At 68.5% G+C, this 15,700-nt stretch carries 12 protein-coding genes; 11 read left to right on the top strand and 1 reads right to left on the bottom strand.

What is annotated here, in order from left to right; translation table 11 throughout:
• Positions 1 to 32: 32 nt before the first annotated feature.
• The 10 genes from N8I74_RS16230 to N8I74_RS16185 all read left to right on the top strand — a co-directional run bounded on the left by N8I74_RS16230 (position 33) and on the right by N8I74_RS16185 (position 8,943).
• Positions 33 to 707, top strand: a complete 675-nt coding sequence (locus N8I74_RS16230) for a Fe2+-dependent dioxygenase (RefSeq protein ID WP_263124170.1) — start codon at positions 33 to 35, stop codon at positions 705 to 707.
• Positions 708 to 822: 115 nt separating this feature from the next.
• The gene (locus N8I74_RS16225) at positions 823 to 1,449 is read left to right on the top strand and encodes a PepSY-associated TM helix domain-containing protein (protein WP_263124169.1); all 627 of its coding nucleotides are present in this window, start codon (positions 823 to 825) and stop codon (positions 1,447 to 1,449) included.
• Between the two features lie 10 nt (positions 1,450 to 1,459).
• Positions 1,460 to 1,990 (top strand): DUF2271 domain-containing protein, encoded by a 531-nt coding sequence (locus tag N8I74_RS16220; protein WP_263124168.1) that lies wholly within the window; start codon positions 1,460 to 1,462, stop codon positions 1,988 to 1,990.
• 28 nt (positions 1,991 to 2,018) lie between these two features.
• Positions 2,019 to 2,819, top strand: a complete 801-nt coding sequence (locus tag N8I74_RS16215) for a DUF4198 domain-containing protein (protein ID WP_263124167.1) — start codon at positions 2,019 to 2,021, stop codon at positions 2,817 to 2,819.
• 22 nt (positions 2,820 to 2,841) lie between these two features.
• Positions 2,842 to 3,831 carry an FAD:protein FMN transferase gene (locus N8I74_RS16210; protein ID WP_263124166.1) on the top strand — a complete coding sequence of 330 codons (990 nt, stop codon included), beginning with the start codon at positions 2,842 to 2,844 and terminating at the stop codon, positions 3,829 to 3,831.
• Complete coding sequence (locus N8I74_RS16205) at positions 3,828 to 5,363, top strand: sulfite reductase subunit alpha (protein ID WP_263124165.1); 1,536 nt, start codon at positions 3,828 to 3,830, stop codon at positions 5,361 to 5,363. Before N8I74_RS16210 ends, N8I74_RS16205 begins: the two co-directional genes overlap by 4 nt.
• Before the next feature lie 143 nt (positions 5,364 to 5,506).
• Positions 5,507 to 5,791, top strand: coding sequence for an FmdB family zinc ribbon protein (locus tag N8I74_RS16200; RefSeq protein WP_263124164.1), 285 nt, complete (start codon positions 5,507 to 5,509; stop codon positions 5,789 to 5,791).
• A gap of 16 nt (positions 5,792 to 5,807) precedes the next feature.
• Complete coding sequence (locus tag N8I74_RS16195) at positions 5,808 to 6,491, top strand: DUF502 domain-containing protein (RefSeq protein WP_263124163.1); 684 nt, start codon at positions 5,808 to 5,810, stop codon at positions 6,489 to 6,491.
• Between the two features lie 75 nt (positions 6,492 to 6,566).
• Positions 6,567 to 8,357 (top strand): aspartate--tRNA ligase, encoded by a 1,791-nt coding sequence (gene aspS / locus N8I74_RS16190; RefSeq protein WP_263124162.1) that lies wholly within the window; start codon positions 6,567 to 6,569, stop codon positions 8,355 to 8,357.
• A 103-nt stretch (positions 8,358 to 8,460) separates the two neighbouring features.
• Entirely contained in the window at positions 8,461 to 8,943 is a 483-nt protein-coding gene (locus tag N8I74_RS16185) for a hypothetical protein (protein ID WP_263124161.1), read from the top strand.
• 83 nt (positions 8,944 to 9,026) lie between these two features.
• Here N8I74_RS16185 and glnE read toward each other — a convergent pair whose 3' ends face one another.
• Positions 9,027 to 11,786: a bifunctional [glutamate--ammonia ligase]-adenylyl-L-tyrosine phosphorylase/[glutamate--ammonia-ligase] adenylyltransferase gene (gene glnE, locus N8I74_RS16180; RefSeq protein WP_263126762.1), complete on the bottom strand. Its 2,760-nt coding sequence runs from the start codon at positions 11,784 to 11,786 to the stop codon at positions 9,027 to 9,029.
• A 56-nt stretch (positions 11,787 to 11,842) separates the two neighbouring features.
• On the opposite strand from glnE, the gene N8I74_RS16175 reads away from it, so the two are divergent.
• Positions 11,843 to 15,685, top strand: a complete 3,843-nt coding sequence (locus tag N8I74_RS16175) for a YhdP family protein (RefSeq protein WP_263124160.1) — start codon at positions 11,843 to 11,845, stop codon at positions 15,683 to 15,685.
• Positions 15,686 to 15,700 lie beyond the last annotated feature (15 nt).

Here is a 15,700-nt window from a genome sequence, read left to right as displayed (position 1 = left end):
GCGCCGGGCAGGGGGCCTGACAGGAGAGGTCGATGTTGCTGCATATTCCCGAAGTGCTCAGCCGTACCGAGCTTGACGCCGTACGCACCGAACTGCAGGCGGCCGAGTGGATCGACGGGCGACAGACCGTGGGGCCGCAGGGCGCGGGGGTCAAGCAGAACCGGCAGCTGGCCGAAACCTCGCCACTGGCGCAACGCTGGGGCGAAGTGATCCTGCAGGCGCTGGCGCGCCATCCGCTGTACTTCGCCGCCGCGCTGCCGTTGCGCACGGTGCCGCCGCTGTTCAACCGCTACGAAGGCGGCGGGCACTATGGCTTTCACGTCGACGGGGCGGTACGCGCGCAGCCGGGCGGCGCGTTGCGCACCGATCTCTCCTGCACCTTGTTCCTCGCTGAGCCGGACGAATACGACGGTGGCGAGCTGATCATCAACGACACCTACGGCCAGCACGAGGTCAAGCTGCCGGCGGGCGATCTGGTGCTCTATCCGTCGTCCAGCCTGCATTGCGTGGCGCCGGTGACACGTGGCGCGCGTGTCGCCTCGTTCTTCTGGGTGCAAAGCATGGTGCGTGACGACAGTCGGCGCAGCCAGCTGTTCGAGCTGGATCAGACCATCCAGCGGCTGCGGGCCCAGTTGGGCGACAGCCCAGACGTCATCGCGCTGACCTGCCATTACCACAACCTGCTGCGGCAATGGGCCGAGCTATGAGCCGCCCGGCGCACGCGCCGGCAGCCGATGAGAGCGCAAATCGGTTTCATTCGCATGTCAACGCGGCATCGCACCGCCGCGTTGAACCGCGCTCGCCTTGGATTCCCGCATTCCGATGACCTCCGCTATCGACCGGCAAGGCCGGTCTTTCTGGCTCAAGCATCTGCATCGCTGGCACTGGATCAGCTCGGCCGCCTGCCTCATCGGCATGCTGTTGTTCGCCGCCACCGGCATCACGCTCAACCATGCCGCGCAGATCGAGGCGACCCCGGTGATCACCACGCGTGCTGCGGTGCTGCCGGCCGACCTGCTGCCGTTGCTGCGGCGCCCCCCCCAGGCGCAGCAAGCCACGCTGCCCCCCGTGGTGGCGCAATGGCTGGAGGCCCGGCTGGCGCTGAGTCTGTCCGGCGAGGCCGCCGAATGGTCCGACGACGAAATCTACCTGTCGCTGCCGCGCCCCGGCGGCGATGCCTGGCTGACCGTGGACCGCGCCAGCGGCGAGGTCGCCTACGAGCTGACCGGGCGCGGCTGGGTCTCGTATCTGAACGATCTGCACAAGGGACGCAACACCGGCGCCGCCTGGCGCTGGTTCATCGATGTGTTCGCCGGCCTGGCGCTGGTGTTCTGCATCACCGGGCTGCTGCTGCTGCATCTGCACGCCGGCCGCCGGCCGGCCACCTGGCCGCTGGTGGGGCTGGGGCTGGTGGTGCCGCTGGTGCTGGCCATTCTGTTCATCCACTGAGGATTTCATCATGCGCAAATGGATCCCGGCCGTGCTGCCGGGCGTGATCACCGGCGGCTTCGCCGGCCAGGGGCTGGCCGCCGAACTCAAGGTCAAGCTCGAGCTGCCGCGGCTCAATGTCGCCGAATACCACCGGCCCTATGTGGCGGTGTGGCTGGAGCGGCCCGACCAGAGCGTCGCCGCCAACCTCGCGCTGTGGTACGACCTGGACACCAAGGGTGCCGAAGGTGCCGGTACCAAGTGGCTCAAGGACCTGCGCCAGTGGTGGCGCAAGAGCGGGCGCGATCTGACCATGCCGCTGGACGGTGTCTCGGGCGCGACCCGCCCGGCCGGCCAGCATGAGCTGGGCTTCGCCGAAGGCAAGGCGCCGCTGGGCAGGCTGCCGGCCGGCCAGTACAACCTGGTGGTCGAAGCCGCCCGCGAGGTCGGCGGCCGCGAGCTGGTGCGCGTGCCACTGTCCTGGCCGCCCAAGAGCGCACAGAGCGCCCGTGCCCAGGGTCAGCACGAGCTGGGTGCCGTCAGCGTCGAGCTCAAGCCCTGATCCGATCCCCCCTCACCGGAGCCGCACCATGAAACATCTTGCCCGCCTTGCCGCCCTGGCCATCGCCGCCACCCTGCCGTTGACCGCGCAGGCGCACCACTACTGGCTGCTGCCGTCGTCCACCGTGCTGTCCTCGCCCCAATGGATCACCGTGGATGCCGCGGTTTCAAATGACATGTTCCATTTCAACCATGTGCCGCTCGGATTGGAGGCGCTGAACATCGTGGCGCCCGACGGCGGCAAGGTGGCGCCTGAGAACATGGCCAAGGGCAAGCTGCGCAGCACGTTCGACGCCCATCTCACCCAGCCGGGCACCTACCGTATCCAGCTGGTGCGCAGCGGCGTGCGTGCCAGCTGGAAGGTCGATGGCCAGCCCAAGCGCTGGAACGGCAGCCCCGAGGCGTTTGCCAAGGAAGTGCCGGCCGACGCGGCCGAACTGCAGGTCGGCGAGTTCGTCAGCCGGCTGGAGACCTTTGCCACGGTCGGCTCGCCATCGGCGCTCAAGCCGGCGGGTCAGGGGCTGGAGCTGGTGCCGCTGACGCATCCGAATGACCTGGTGGCCGGCGAGTCCGCCACCTTTCAGATGGTGGTCGACGGCAAGCCTGCGGCCGGGGTCGAGGTGACGGTGGTACGCGGCCAGAGCCGCTATCGCAACCAGCTCGAAGCACTGAAGTTCACCACCGACGAGGCCGGCAAGTTCAGCGTGACCTGGCCACAGCCGGGCATGTACTGGCTCGATGCGGACCTGCAGGATGCCAAGACCTCGGTCAAGGCCGCCCGCCAGCGCATGCTGTCGTATACCGTCACGCTGGAAGTGCTGCCGCAATGAGGTATCGCGGGTGCCTGCGCCGATGAACGAGGTACTGATCCCGCCGCAATTGTCCGCGTGGCGCCCGCATCCGTTGCACGGCACGATCCAGCGGCTGACGGGCCAGACCATGGGCACCACCTGGTCGGTCCAGCTGGCCGGACCGGCCGCGCTGGCACCGGACGCACTGCGTGACGGCATCCAGGGTGTGCTGGACCAGGTGGTGGCGCAGATGAGCCACTGGCGTGCCGACTCGGACCTGAGCCGCTTCAACGCCGCGCCGGCCGGCAGCTGGCAGCCGCTGCCGCCCGAGTTCCGCCATGTACTGGCCTGTGCGCTTGCGGTGGCGGCGCAAAGCGACGGTGCCTTCGATCCCACCCTCGGCGCGCTGGCGGACCTGTGGGGCTTCGGCCCGGCCGGTCCGCGCGATGTGCCGCCCACGCCGGCGCGGATCGCGTTGGCGCGCGAATGCAGCGGCTGGCGCAAGCTGCTGTTCCACGGCGGGCGTGCCCGGCAACCGGGTGGGCTGACCCTGGATTTCTCAGGCATCGCCAAGGGGTACGGGGTGGACGCAGTGGCAACCCATCTGCAGCGCAGCGGCCTGTCGAGCTGGCTGGTCGAAGTGGGCGGGGAACTGCGCGGGTTCGGCATCAAACCCGACGGCCAGCCCTGGTGGGTGGGGCTGGAGGCACCGTTGGACGCATCCACGGCGCCGTGCGTGGCCGCGCTGCACGATCTGGCCGTTGCCACCTCCGGCGACTATCGCCGCTATTTCGAACATCAGGGTGAGCGCTACGCCCATACACTCGACCCGCGCACCGGGGCACCGCTGCGCGCGGCACCCGCGGCGGTGACGGTACTGCACCCCGAATGCATGTGGGCCGATGCCTATGCCACGGCGCTGACCGTGCTCGGGCCCGAACAGGGGCTGGCCTTCGCCGAGCGGCATGCGCTGGCCGCGCGTTGGCTGGTGCGCGACCGGGACAGTCTGCGCCAATACCGCTCGGCGGCGTTTGCCGCGATGCTCAAATGAGCCGTCGGCATCCGGGTTGGCTGTTGCTGGGGCTGGCGGCGCCGGCGCATGCGGCGCTGCCCGCGGGGCGGCTCGCCGCCGCCGGCGCGGTGCTGCTTTGCTATCTGCTTGGTTGTGCCTGGATCGCCTGGCGGCATCGGCGGGCCCAGGCCCGCTTCGTGTCGGATGGCGCGACCCCGGCGGCGCTGCTGGTGACCTATGCCAGCCAGACCGGACATGCGGCGCAGCTTGCGCTGCAGACCACACAGGCATTGCGCAGTGCAGGCATGGCCGTCGCGCTGCATCCGCTGTCCGCCCTCGATGCCGCCGCGCTGGCGGCATACCGTCAGGCGCTGTTCGTGGTCAGCACCACCGGCGAGGGCGACGCGCCGGACGAGGCGGCGGGCTTTGTCCGGCGCGCGATGGGCGCCACTGCGGCGCTGTCCGGCCTGGAATACGCGGTGCTGGCGTTGGGTGATGCCAGCTATGCGCAATACTGTGCCTTTGGCCACGCCCTCGATCGCTGGCTGCGTCAGGGCGGTGCCATGCCGCTCTTTGACCTGATCGAGGTGGACAACGGCGAGGCGGGCGCGGTGCGTCACTGGCAGCAACAACTGTCCGCGCTGGCAGGGCATGCCGAGCTTGCGGATTGGCAGGCCCCGGCCTATCAGCCCTGGCGGCTGGCGGCGCGCGTGCTGCTCAACCCGGGCAGTCAGGGCGCGCCGGTGTTCCGGCTACGGCTGCTGCCGCCCCGGCCGACGACCTGGCAGGCGGGCGATATTGCCGAAGTCGGGCCGTGCAACGCGCCGCAGGCGGTACAGGCGTGGTTGGACCGGCTGGGCCTCGCCGCCGGCGACGCGCTCTGTGCGGCGCTGGCCGACCGCCAGCTGCCTGACGACGTGGCGCCGCTGTACGGCCTGTCACCCACTGCGCTTGCCGCGGCCCTGCCGGCTTTGCCCCATCGCGAATATTCGATCGCCTCGCTGCCCGAGGACGGTGCGCTGGAGCTGGTGGTGCGCCAGGCCCGGCGTGCCGACGGTCGGCTGGGCATTGCCTCGGGCTGGTTGACCTGCGGTGCCGCGCCGGATGCGACGATTGCGTTGCGCATACGCGAAAACCGCGGTTTCCATCCCCCCGCCGACGCAACCCCGCTGGTACTGATCGGCAACGGCACCGGCATCGCCGGCCTGCGGGCGCACCTGAAGGCACGTGCCAGGGCTGGCGGCACACGCAACTGGTTGCTGTTCGGTGAACGCAACGCCGCACACGACGCGCTGTTCAGAGAGGAACTGGCGGCCTGGCTGGCCGATGGCACGTTGGCGCGGCTGGATCTGGCGTATTCCCGCGACACGCCACCGGCCTACGTGCAGCACCGGCTGCGGGCGGCCGGCCCGCTGCTCGTGCAGTGGATCGACGACGGCGCGGCCGTCTATGTGTGCGGCAGTCGCGAGGGCATGGCTGAGGACGTGGACAACACGCTGCGCGCGCTGCTGGGTGTGCCGCGTGTACAGCAGCTGCTTGAAGCCGGCCGCTACCGGCGCGATGTCTACTGAGCGGCATGCACCATCGTCGCCGACGCGGCTTCGGGTATAATCGCGTGTTTTCCGGGGCTTAGGCGCGGCCGTTGGCGCACCGTGTCCCGGCGCCCCGGCAGGGGCGCGTATCCCGATCAATCCGTTGCATCCAGGTGTCGACCATGCCGATTTATGCCTATCGCTGCACCGCCTGCGGCTACGAGAACGAACACATCCAGAAACTGGCCGATGCGCCGTTGCGCGACTGCCCGAGCTGCAAGGCGCAGACCTACGGGAAGCGGCTGACCGCTGCCGCTTTTCAACTGAAGGGCTCGGGCTGGTACGCCACCGACTTCAAGGGCGGCGGGGCCGCGAGTGCGCCGGCCAAGGCCGAAGCCACCACCGAATCCTCTGGCGCCAGCACTGCTGGCGGTGCCTGCGGCACGGGCAGCTGTGGCTGCCACTGAACGACCTGAAACCCTGATGGACCGGCTCAAGCGCTACCTGCTGACCGGTCTCCTGGTCTGGGTGCCGCTTGCCATCACGCTGTGGGTGGTGCAACTGGTGGTCGGCACGATGGACCAGCTCGGCGAGCTGCTGCCGATGTCGTTGCGCCCGGACTACTGGCTGCTGCGCACGCTCGAACCGTCGATGCCATGGCTGTCGGAGCGGCGCGGCATTCCGGGCTTCGGCGTGGTGCTCACCGTGCTCGTGGTGCTGGTCACCGGCGTGATCGCGGCCAATGTGCTCGGCCGACGGCTGCTGATCATCGGCGAGCGGCTGCTCAACCGCATTCCCATCGTGCGCTCGATCTATTCGAGCGTGAAGCAGGTCTCGGACACGGTGTTCTCCGATTCCGGCCAGGCGTTCCGGCGCGCGCTCCTGGTGCAGTTCCCGCATCAGGGCGCATGGACCATCGCCTTCCTGACCGGCTCGCCCAGCGGCGAGGTGGCAGCGCATCTGGATGGCGACTACGTCAGCGTCTACGTGCCGACCACGCCCAATCCCACCTCGGGCTATTTCGTGATGCTGCGCAGCGAGGACGTGCGTGAACTGGACATGAGCGTCGACGAGGCGCTCAAGTACGTGATCTCCATGGGCGTGGTGGTGCCCGCGCCGCGCGCCGCCGCCTTCCTCGAAGGGCGGCCCGACAATCTGCCGGGTTAGGCCGCGTGGCCTGACCCGCCCCGAACCCTGCGCCAACCCCTTTTGCCCCTATCGAAACAAGAAAGAGCATCCATCATGCGTACCGATTACTGTGGCCTGATCGACAAGCGATTCCTCGGCCAGACCGTGACCGTCCAGGGCTGGGCCCACCGCCGCCGCGACCATGGCGGCGTGATCTTCATCGACCTGCGCGACCGCGAGGGTCTGCTGCAGGTGGTGGTCGATCCAGACACCCCCGATGCCTTCAAGACCGCCGACGCCACCCGCGCCGAATACGTGCTGCAGATCACCGGCATCGTGCGTGAGCGCCCGGCCGGCACCGCCAACAGGAACCTGGTTTCCGGCGAGATCGAACTGCTGGCCAAGGACATTGCGGTGCTCAACAGCGCCGCCACGCCACCGTTCCAGATCGACGACGAGAACCTCTCCGAGACGGTGCGGCTGCAGAACCGGGTGATCGACCTGCGCCGCCCGCAGATGCAGAAGAACCTGCGCCTGCGCTACAAGGTGGCGCTGCTGGTGCGCAACTTCCTGGACAGCCGCGGCTTCATCGACATCGAAACGCCGATGCTCACCCGCAGCACGCCGGAAGGCGCGCGCGACTACCTCGTGCCCTCGCGCGTGCATGACGGCCAGTTCTTCGCGCTGCCGCAGTCGCCGCAGCTGTTCAAGCAGCTGTTGATGGTGGCCGGGTTCGACCGCTACTACCAGATCACCAAGTGCTTCCGCGACGAGGACCTGCGCGCCGACCGCCAGCCCGAGTTCACCCAGATCGACCTGGAAACCTCGTTCCTGGACGAGGACGGGATCATGGACATCACCGAGGACATGGCCCGGCACGTGTTCCAGGAAGCCATCGGCGTCGATCTGGGCAAGTTCCCACGCATGAAGTACGACGACGCGATGTTCCACTACGGCTCGGACAAGCCGGATCTGCGCGTCTCGCTGCGCTTCACCGAACTGACCGACGTGATGAAGGACGTGCCGTTCAAGGTGTTCTCCGGTGCGGCCAACATGGAGGGCGGTCGCGTGGTCGGCCTGCGCGTGCCGGGCGGTGCGGCGTTCAGCCGCTCCGAGATCGACGCCTACACCCAGTTTGTCGGCATCTACGGCGCCAAGGGCCTGGCGTACATCAAGATCAACGACGTCACCCAGCTGAACGAGACCGGCCTGCAGTCGCCCATCGTCAAGAACCTCACACCCGAGGCGCTGGCGGCCATCGTCGAGCGCACCGGTGCCGCCAATGGCGACATCGTGTTCTTCGGTGCCGACAAGGCAAGGGTGGTCAACGAAGCCATCGGCGCACTGCGCCTGAAGATCGGCCACGAAAAGGGCGAGGCCGGCGGCTACTTCGTCAAGGCATGGCGTCCGTTGTGGGTGATCGACTTCCCGATGTTCGAGTACGACGAGGACGGCAAGCGTTGGAACGCCTGCCATCACCCGTTCACCAGCCCGAAGGCCGAACATCTGGAACTGCTCAAGACCGATCCGGGCGCCTGCCGCGCCCGCGCCTACGACATGGTGCTCAACGGCTGGGAGATCGGCGGCGGCTCGGTACGTATCCACCGTGCGGACGTGCAATCCACCGTGTTCGACGCGCTGGGCATCGGTCCCGAGGAGGCGCAGAACAAGTTCGGCTTCCTGCTGGACAACCTGCAGTACGGCGCACCGCCGCATGGCGGCCTCGCGTTCGGGCTGGACCGGCTGGTGACACTGATGGCGGGCGCCGAATCGATCCGCGATGTGATCGCCTTCCCCAAGACCCAACGTGCGCAATGCCTCTTGACCAACGCCCCGAACTCGGTCGATGAGAAGCAGTTGCGCGAGCTGCATATCCGGTTGCGCAACCCACCCGTCGTCGGTTGAAAGCGGGCGGCGCCACAGCCAGGAGAAAGACGGCTTTTGCCGTCTTTTTCTTTTTCTGTCTGTGTGTGTAAAATGGTGTCTATCCAACACCCGGGGCTTCATCATGGATAGGCTTGGCAGCAATATCCTGTCTCACCGCTGTGGACATTCCCTGTCCGACATGCCGCCTGCCTTCGAGCAGCATGAAGCTTTCCTGATCCGCGCCGCCTTCCCCTGTCCCCATTGCCTGACCGAACTCGCCCGCCGCCATGGCCTGCACACCCGCGCCTACGTCAATATGCAGCAGCTCTCGCCGAGCATGATCGCCTTTGTGGTCGAGGTGGCGCATGCCGCGGACGAGCTTGGCGATCTGCTGTCGGTGATCGGCTATGGCCGCAGCACACCGTCGCAGGACGAAATGACGCCAGGGACGCAGGCGCCCGGTGAAGGCACGGTATGGCGTAAGGAAATGTGGTTTGCCAGCAATACCGATACGCGGCATGTGGTCGCACTGGTCGACCATATCAAGCTGGAAATGACCTGGCTGAGCCGCTACCTGCCCGACGGTGCCGTCGGCGTCGAGTTCTGCAAGTTTCCCGGTGAATAGCGCGCCGCCGCCGTGACACATCGTGCAGCCAAGGCCCGGGTTGAACCCGGGCCTTTTGCATGGCTGGCCAGGGGGCTGCCGGCCTAGATCACTTCGCCAAGCAATGCCTGCCACAGCGCACGTACGCTGGCCAGGCCCGACGCCAGGGGCGCAAGCGCCTCCGGGGCCAGCGTGTCGCCGGACAGCCGGCTGGTGTGCTGCAGCCGGCGCAGCGCGCGGTAGGTGTCGCGGGCGCTCCCGGCAAGCTCCGGATCGATCAGGCCGTGCGCCGCTGCGGTACCCAGCAGCGCGATGTTGCCGCGGTTGGCGGTCAGGTCGACGTGCGCGTGGGCATAGCCCAGCACCAGGTACTGCACGATGAATTCCACGTCGACGATGCCGCCGCGGCAGTATTTGACATCGCCGGCACGCGCCGGGTGCGTCTCCAGCATGCGCTCGCGCATCGCGATCACCTCGGCTGCCAGCTGCGGCAGCGCGCGTGCGCGGCGCAGCACGGCGCAGCGCACCGCCTCGAAGCTGCGGCCGATCTGCGGATCGCCGGCAACGAAGCGGGCCCGGGTCAGCGCCTGGTGCTCCCAGACCCAGGCCGCTTCGCACTGATACTGCTCGAACGCCTCCAGCGTCGAGACCAGCAGCCCCGAACTGCCGTTGGGGCGCAGCCGCAGGTCGATGTCATACAGCGTACCTGCCGCCGTCGGGGTGCTCAGCCAGTTGACGATCTTCTTGGCGTAACGCGCATAGGTCTCCGCCGCTTCCGGATGCGCATCGTCGTAGACGAACACCAGATCGAGGTCGGAGGCATACCCCAGTTCCTTGCCGCCCAGCTTGCCATAGCCGATCGCAGTAAAGGCGGGCGTATCCGTGTGCCGCCGCGCCAGGTCGCGCCAGGCTTCGTCCATCACCGCCGCCAGGATCAGGTCGGCCAGATCGGAGAGGTGGTCGGACAGGCGCTCCAGTGGCAGCAGTCCGGCGATGTCCTGCGCGACGAGGCGGAACACCTGGGTATGCTGGAAATGCCGCAGCAGGTCCATCTTGGCTTCCACGTCGCCGTCCAGCTCGGCGAGCTCGCGCCGCAGCGCGTCGGCGGCGGCGTGCCAGTCCGGCTCCTGATAAAGGAGGCGCGAATCGAGCAGTTCGTCGAGCAGGATGGGGTGGCGGGTCAGGTATTCCGAGACCCAGGGGCTGGCGCTGTACAGGCTCGCCAGCCGCTTGAGCGTCTGCGGGTGTTCGGCCAGCAGCGCCAGATACGATTCGCGCCGGCCGATATGTTCGAGCAGATCCAGGATGCGGATCAGCGTCGCGTCCGGATTGGGATGGCCGGCGGCCACTTCGATCAGCGGCGGCAGCACGGCGTCGAGCCGGCGCTGGCTGCGTTCGCTCAACTGCTGGTAGCGGCTGCTGCCGCGGAACAGCGCCAGCCGACGCTGGATCTCGGCGGCGTCGGCATAGCCCAGCCGGGCCAGCCCCTGGGCGGTGCTCTCGCCGTTGTGCGCATCGCGCCACAGCGGTGCATGCGGATGGTTCTGGTCCTGGCCGTCCGGCAGCACGAACACCTGTTCGAAATGCCGGGTCACTGCTGCGCGGTGTCGCTCCAGCGCCTCGCAGAACGCGGCCCAGTCGCTAAAGCCCATGCTGGCCGCGATGCGCTGCCTGTCCTCGGCGCCGGCGGGCAGCATCTGGGTCTGCGCGTCGTCGATGTACATCAGCCGATGTTCCAGATTGCGCAGGAAGGTGTACGCCGTCAGGAGCTCCGCCACCGCGTCGTCCGGCAGCAGCTTGAGTGCCGCCAGTTCACGCAGCGTGCTGCGGGTGCCGCGTTCACGCAGGCTCTTGACCCGGCCGCCGCGGATCAGCTGGAACACCTGGCCGATGAATTCGATCTCGCGGATGCCGCCGGGCCCGAGCTTGATGTTGTCCGCCATGTCGCGCCGGGCGACCTCGCGCCGGATCTGGCTGTGCAGCTCCCGCATCGAGGCGTAGGCGCCGTAGTCCAGGTATTTGCGGTAGACAAAGGGCGTGATCAGCTGCATCAACCCCTGATCGTCGCCGGTGAGGGCGCGTCCCTTGATCCAGGCGTAGCGTTCCCATTCCCGGCCTTGGGTGAGCAGGTAATTTTCGAGCGCCGCGAAGCTTGATACCAGCGCACCGGCGTCGCCGAATGGGCGCAGGCGCATGTCGACGCGGAAGGCAAAGCCGTCCTCGGTCGGATCGGCGAGCAGATGGATCAGCTTCTTGCCGATCAGCGTGAAGTATTCCTGGTTGCCGATCCGGCGCTCGCCGTCGGTTTCACCTGCCTCGTCGTAGACAAAGATCAGGTCGATGTCGGAGGACACGTTCAGCTCGCTGCCACCCAGTTTGCCCATGCCGACCACGATCAATGCCTGCTCGCGGCCCGACTCCGCGCCGATCGGACGGCCATGGCGCATTTCGTGGTGCACCGCCCAGTCCAGCGCCTTGCGCACGGTCAGATCGGCAAGTGCGCTCACCGTGGCCAGGGCCTCGTCCAGGTCGGACAGCCCGGCCAGCTCACGTGCGATCAGCCGCGCCATCACCGCCTGGCGCAATTGGCGCAACTGGCGCTTGAAAGCGGCTTCGTCGTCTGCCGGCGTTGCCAGCAACGCCTGCATCTGCGCGATGTCGAACGGCGTGTCCAACTGCTGCGCGGTGCGGTCGGCCAGTTGCGGATCGCGTTGGAACAGCCGCGCGAGAAAGCGGCTGTGCGCAAGCCCGGGCGCCAGCGTGGGATGGGTCACAGCATCGTGCATGGTCATCGGATGATTGCAGTTAGAATGTAAGGCTTGTTCCGGCGCCGTGGCCGGGGCGTGTCCTGGCGGATGATCCAGACGCTAGCACAGCTCCGCCGCTTCGGTGCGTTCTTCCTCGTTCCAGCAGGGCAGGCATGCCACGTCTTCTCCCCATTTCCTGGCCGGCAGCGGCCTGGGCTGCGTCGCAACGGCGCGGCAGTGCGCTGTTGCGCCGGGGCTGGCGTTGGCTGCGTCTGCTGCTGGCGCTGTTGCTGCTGCTGCTGGCGCTGGCTGCGCTTGCATGGCAGTACTACCTGGTGCCGCGGCTGGACCAGTATCGGCCGACGGTGGCCGGCATGCTGGCCCAGGTGACGGGCAACCGTGCCGAGGTGGCCCGGCTGGTCGGCGGCTGGCGTGGCCCACGCCCGCATCTGCAGATCCAGGGGGTCACACTGTATGGCGACGATGGCAAGGCGGCACTGCGGGTGTCGCGGCTCGATGCCGCGCTGTCCTGGTGGTCGCTGCTGGTGGGCGAACTGCGTTTCCACCGCATGGCGTTGCAAGTGCCGGACCTGACGGTAAGGCGCGACCGGGCCGGCGTCTGGCACGTGGCGGGCCTGCGGCTGGACCCCAAGGCCGCGACTGGGGACACGCGTTTTGCCGACTGGCTGCTGGCCCAGCACAGTCTGTCCATCCGCGGTGGACAATTGCGGCTGGTCGACGAATCCCGGTCCGCCCCCCCGCATATGCTGCGCGACGTGACGCTGGCCGTGCAGCGCCGGTTCGGCGCGCATCGCTTCACCCTGTCGTTCACCCCGCCCCGGGTGCTGGCCGATCCGGTGCGCATCGAAGGCCATTGGCGCGGCGATACGCTGCAGCATTGGCGGCAATGGCAGGGTGAGGTGCGCGTTGCATTGCCGCGGTTGGCGCTTGAGGTGCTGCAGGCCGACTGGCTGCGCCACCTTGAGCGCCTGCCGGGGTTGCAAGGCCGCGTCGGCGGCAACCTGCGCCTGGCTTTCGAAGAGGAGCGGATCAGTGACGTGACCGCCACATTGCGCGTGGCCGGTCTCAGCCTCGCCGGCAGCGGACGCAGCTTCAGCCTGCCGCGCTTCGACGGCACGCTCGATTGGCGCCGCGGCGAGCACGATGAGACCTTCAAGCTGGCGGCGGCGCGGATCGATGGCGCCAACGGCGCGCTATGCCGGGATTGCCGGGTCGACTATACGCGGCGTGCCGACGGCAGCGTCGCCTTGGCGGTGAGCCGGGTGCAGCTGGCGGGGCTGGCGGCCTATCGCGCGTGGTTGCCGCAGCCATGGCAGGCACGGATACGACCGCTGCGGCTCGCCGGCCAGGTGCGCGAAGCACAGTTGCACTGGCTGCCTTCGCTGCAGCGCTACCGCGGCGAAGTGGTGCTGGAAGAGGCTGCGCTGTCCTGGGGCGAGACGCTGCCACGGTTGGGGAGGGCGGACCTGACCGCCCGCTTCGACCAGGACGGCGGCAGCCTCGTGGCGCGCAGCAGCGCGCTGGCGGTCGCGGTTCCGCGGCTTTTCGCCGAAACGTTGCAGTTTGGCCGGTTCGAGCTGGGTGGACGCTGGCAGCGCGACGGGCAGGCCTGGAACGTGATGCTCGATCGGCTGCAGTTGGGCAATACCGACCTGGAACTGACGGCGGACGCCCGCTACCGCCATCCGCGCAGCGGCCTGGGTACGCTGGCGCTGTCAGGCCGGATCGCGCGCCTGAGCGCGGCACGCGTGCACGCCTACCTGCCGCTTGCGGCCGGCGCGCCGACCCGTGCCTGGCTGGCGAATGCGCTGCGCGAAGGTGAGGCGTACGCCGGGCGGATCGAGGTATCCGGACCGCTGGCGCAATTTCCGTTTGCCGGCGATCGCGGCGGACGCTTCCGCTTCCATACCAAGGTGCGCGATGTGCGGATGGCCTACGCGCCGGGCTGGCCCGAACTCACCGGCATCGACGGCGAATTGGATTTCCGCGGGCAGCAGATGGATATCCGGGCACGACAGGCGCGCATCCTGTCGGCCGAGGTCGGCCAGACCCGCGTGTGGGTGCCCAATCTGGCCTCGCCCACGCCGCACCTGCTGGTGGATGGCAGGACCGAATCGGCCACGGCGGACTTCCTGGCCTTTCTGCGCCAATCGCCACTGCGTGGGACCACGGCGGCGTATATCGATGGACTGAAGGCACAAGGGCGGGGCAGCCTCACGCTCAAGCTGGACATCCCGCTGCACGATGCGGCGCACACCCGGGTCGGTGGTGAATACCGCTTCGATGGCAATACGCTGGACTTCGGCGGTGCGGTCCCGCTGCTGCAGGCGGCGGCCGGCCGGCTGACCTTTTCCGAGCAGGGCCTTGCGCTGCAGGATGGGCAGGCGCAGGTGCTGGGCGGCACCAGCCGCTTCGCCGGCGCCACGTCCCCGCCGGGCGAGTTCCTGCTGCAGCTGAACGGCCAGGCGCGCCTGCGCGACGCGGCCACGCGCTACGGCCTGCCCGAACCGGAGCGGCTGGCCGGCCTTGTCGACTATCAGGTCCGGCTCACGACCCAGCGCGGCGGCTACCACTTCACACTGGAATCACCACTGGCCGCGGCCCGCATCAACCTGCCGGCCCCCTTGGGCAAGGCGCCCGGCGAGATTCGTCCATTCCGGTTGGAGATTGCTGACCGCGGTGATGGCATCCGCTATGGCTTCGGCTACGGCAAGCTGTTGCAGGGTGCCGCGTCGCAGGTGCCGGGCCGGCCGTCGTCCGGCGTGCTGGCCCTGGGGGAGCAGCCGCCACGCCTGACCGGTGCACCGGGATGGGCGTTGACAGGCGGTTGGGACACGATCGACCTGGACGGCTGGCTGGCGCTGCTGGAGGCGCCCGGGCGGCAGGGCGACGGGCTGGGCGCGGTGCAGCTGGGATTCGACCGGGTGCGCGTCGAGGGGCTGCAGCTGCGCGATGTGCGGCTGACAGCGCAGCGGAGCGCCGACAGCTGGCGCGGCAGCGTGGACAGCCGCGAGGCCAGCGGCCAGTTCAGCTGGCGCGATGGTGCCGACCCGTTGCTGGCGCTGCAGCTTGCCCGGCTGGCGCTGCCGCTGCCTGATGCCGGCACGGGCGCCGTGGGCCGGCCGGTGGCCGGTACGCATTCCGCCGGCAACGCCGATTGGCCTGCCATCAAGCTCGCGGTCGATGCATTCAGCCTGCACGGGCGCGAGCTGGGGCGGCTGGCGCTGACCGCGGTGCCGCAAGGCGAGAGCTGGCGCTTCAACGACGTGGTGCTGGGCAACGACGAGGCCGAGCTGAAGATGAACGGAGTGTGGCGGCGCCAGCAGGGGCGCTCGCGCGTCTCGGCCAGGTTTGCGCTCAAGAGCGGCGATTTCGGCAAGCTCTTGGGGCGGGTGGGCTATCCCGACACCCTGCGCCGCGCGGCCGGCACGTTCTCCGGGGAAGTGGCCTGGGACGGCGTACCGCACCGGCCGGATTTCGACAGCATGCAAGGCTCGCTGGCATTGGCGCTGGGAGCGGGCCAGTTTGCCAGGATCGACCCCGGTGCGGCGCGGCTGCTGTCCATTCTGAGCCTGCAGTCGTTGACACGGCGCGTGAAGCTCGATTTTCGCGATGTGTTCTCGGAAGGCTTCGAATTCGATTCGATCGAGGGTGCTGCCATCGTCGAGCGCGGCATTGCCCGCACCGACGACCTCGTCATCGCCGGTCCGGCGGCGCAGGTGCTGTTCCGCGGCGAAGCCAATTTCGTCGCCGGCACCCAGGACCTGCGGGTGCGCATCGTGCCGGTGGTCGGCGATACCGTCGCGGTCGCCGCGGGGCTTGTGAATCCGTTGGCGGGGTTGGCCGCATTCCTGCTGCAGCGGGCGCTGAAGGACCCACTGGGCCAGTTTGTCGCCTATGAATATCAGATCAGCGGCGCGATGCGCGATCCGGTGGTGCGTCGGTTGATCGGCAACGAGCAGGCGCGCCTGGACCAACTGCAGCAGCGGCGCTGAACGCCGATCCGTTTT

This window comes from Chitiniphilus purpureus (assembly GCF_025642115.1).
GTDB lineage: Bacteria > Pseudomonadota > Gammaproteobacteria > Burkholderiales > Chitinibacteraceae > Chitiniphilus > Chitiniphilus purpureus.
Note: the sequence above shows the minus strand (reverse complement) of the source record. Positions and strands in the feature narration are given on the sequence as shown.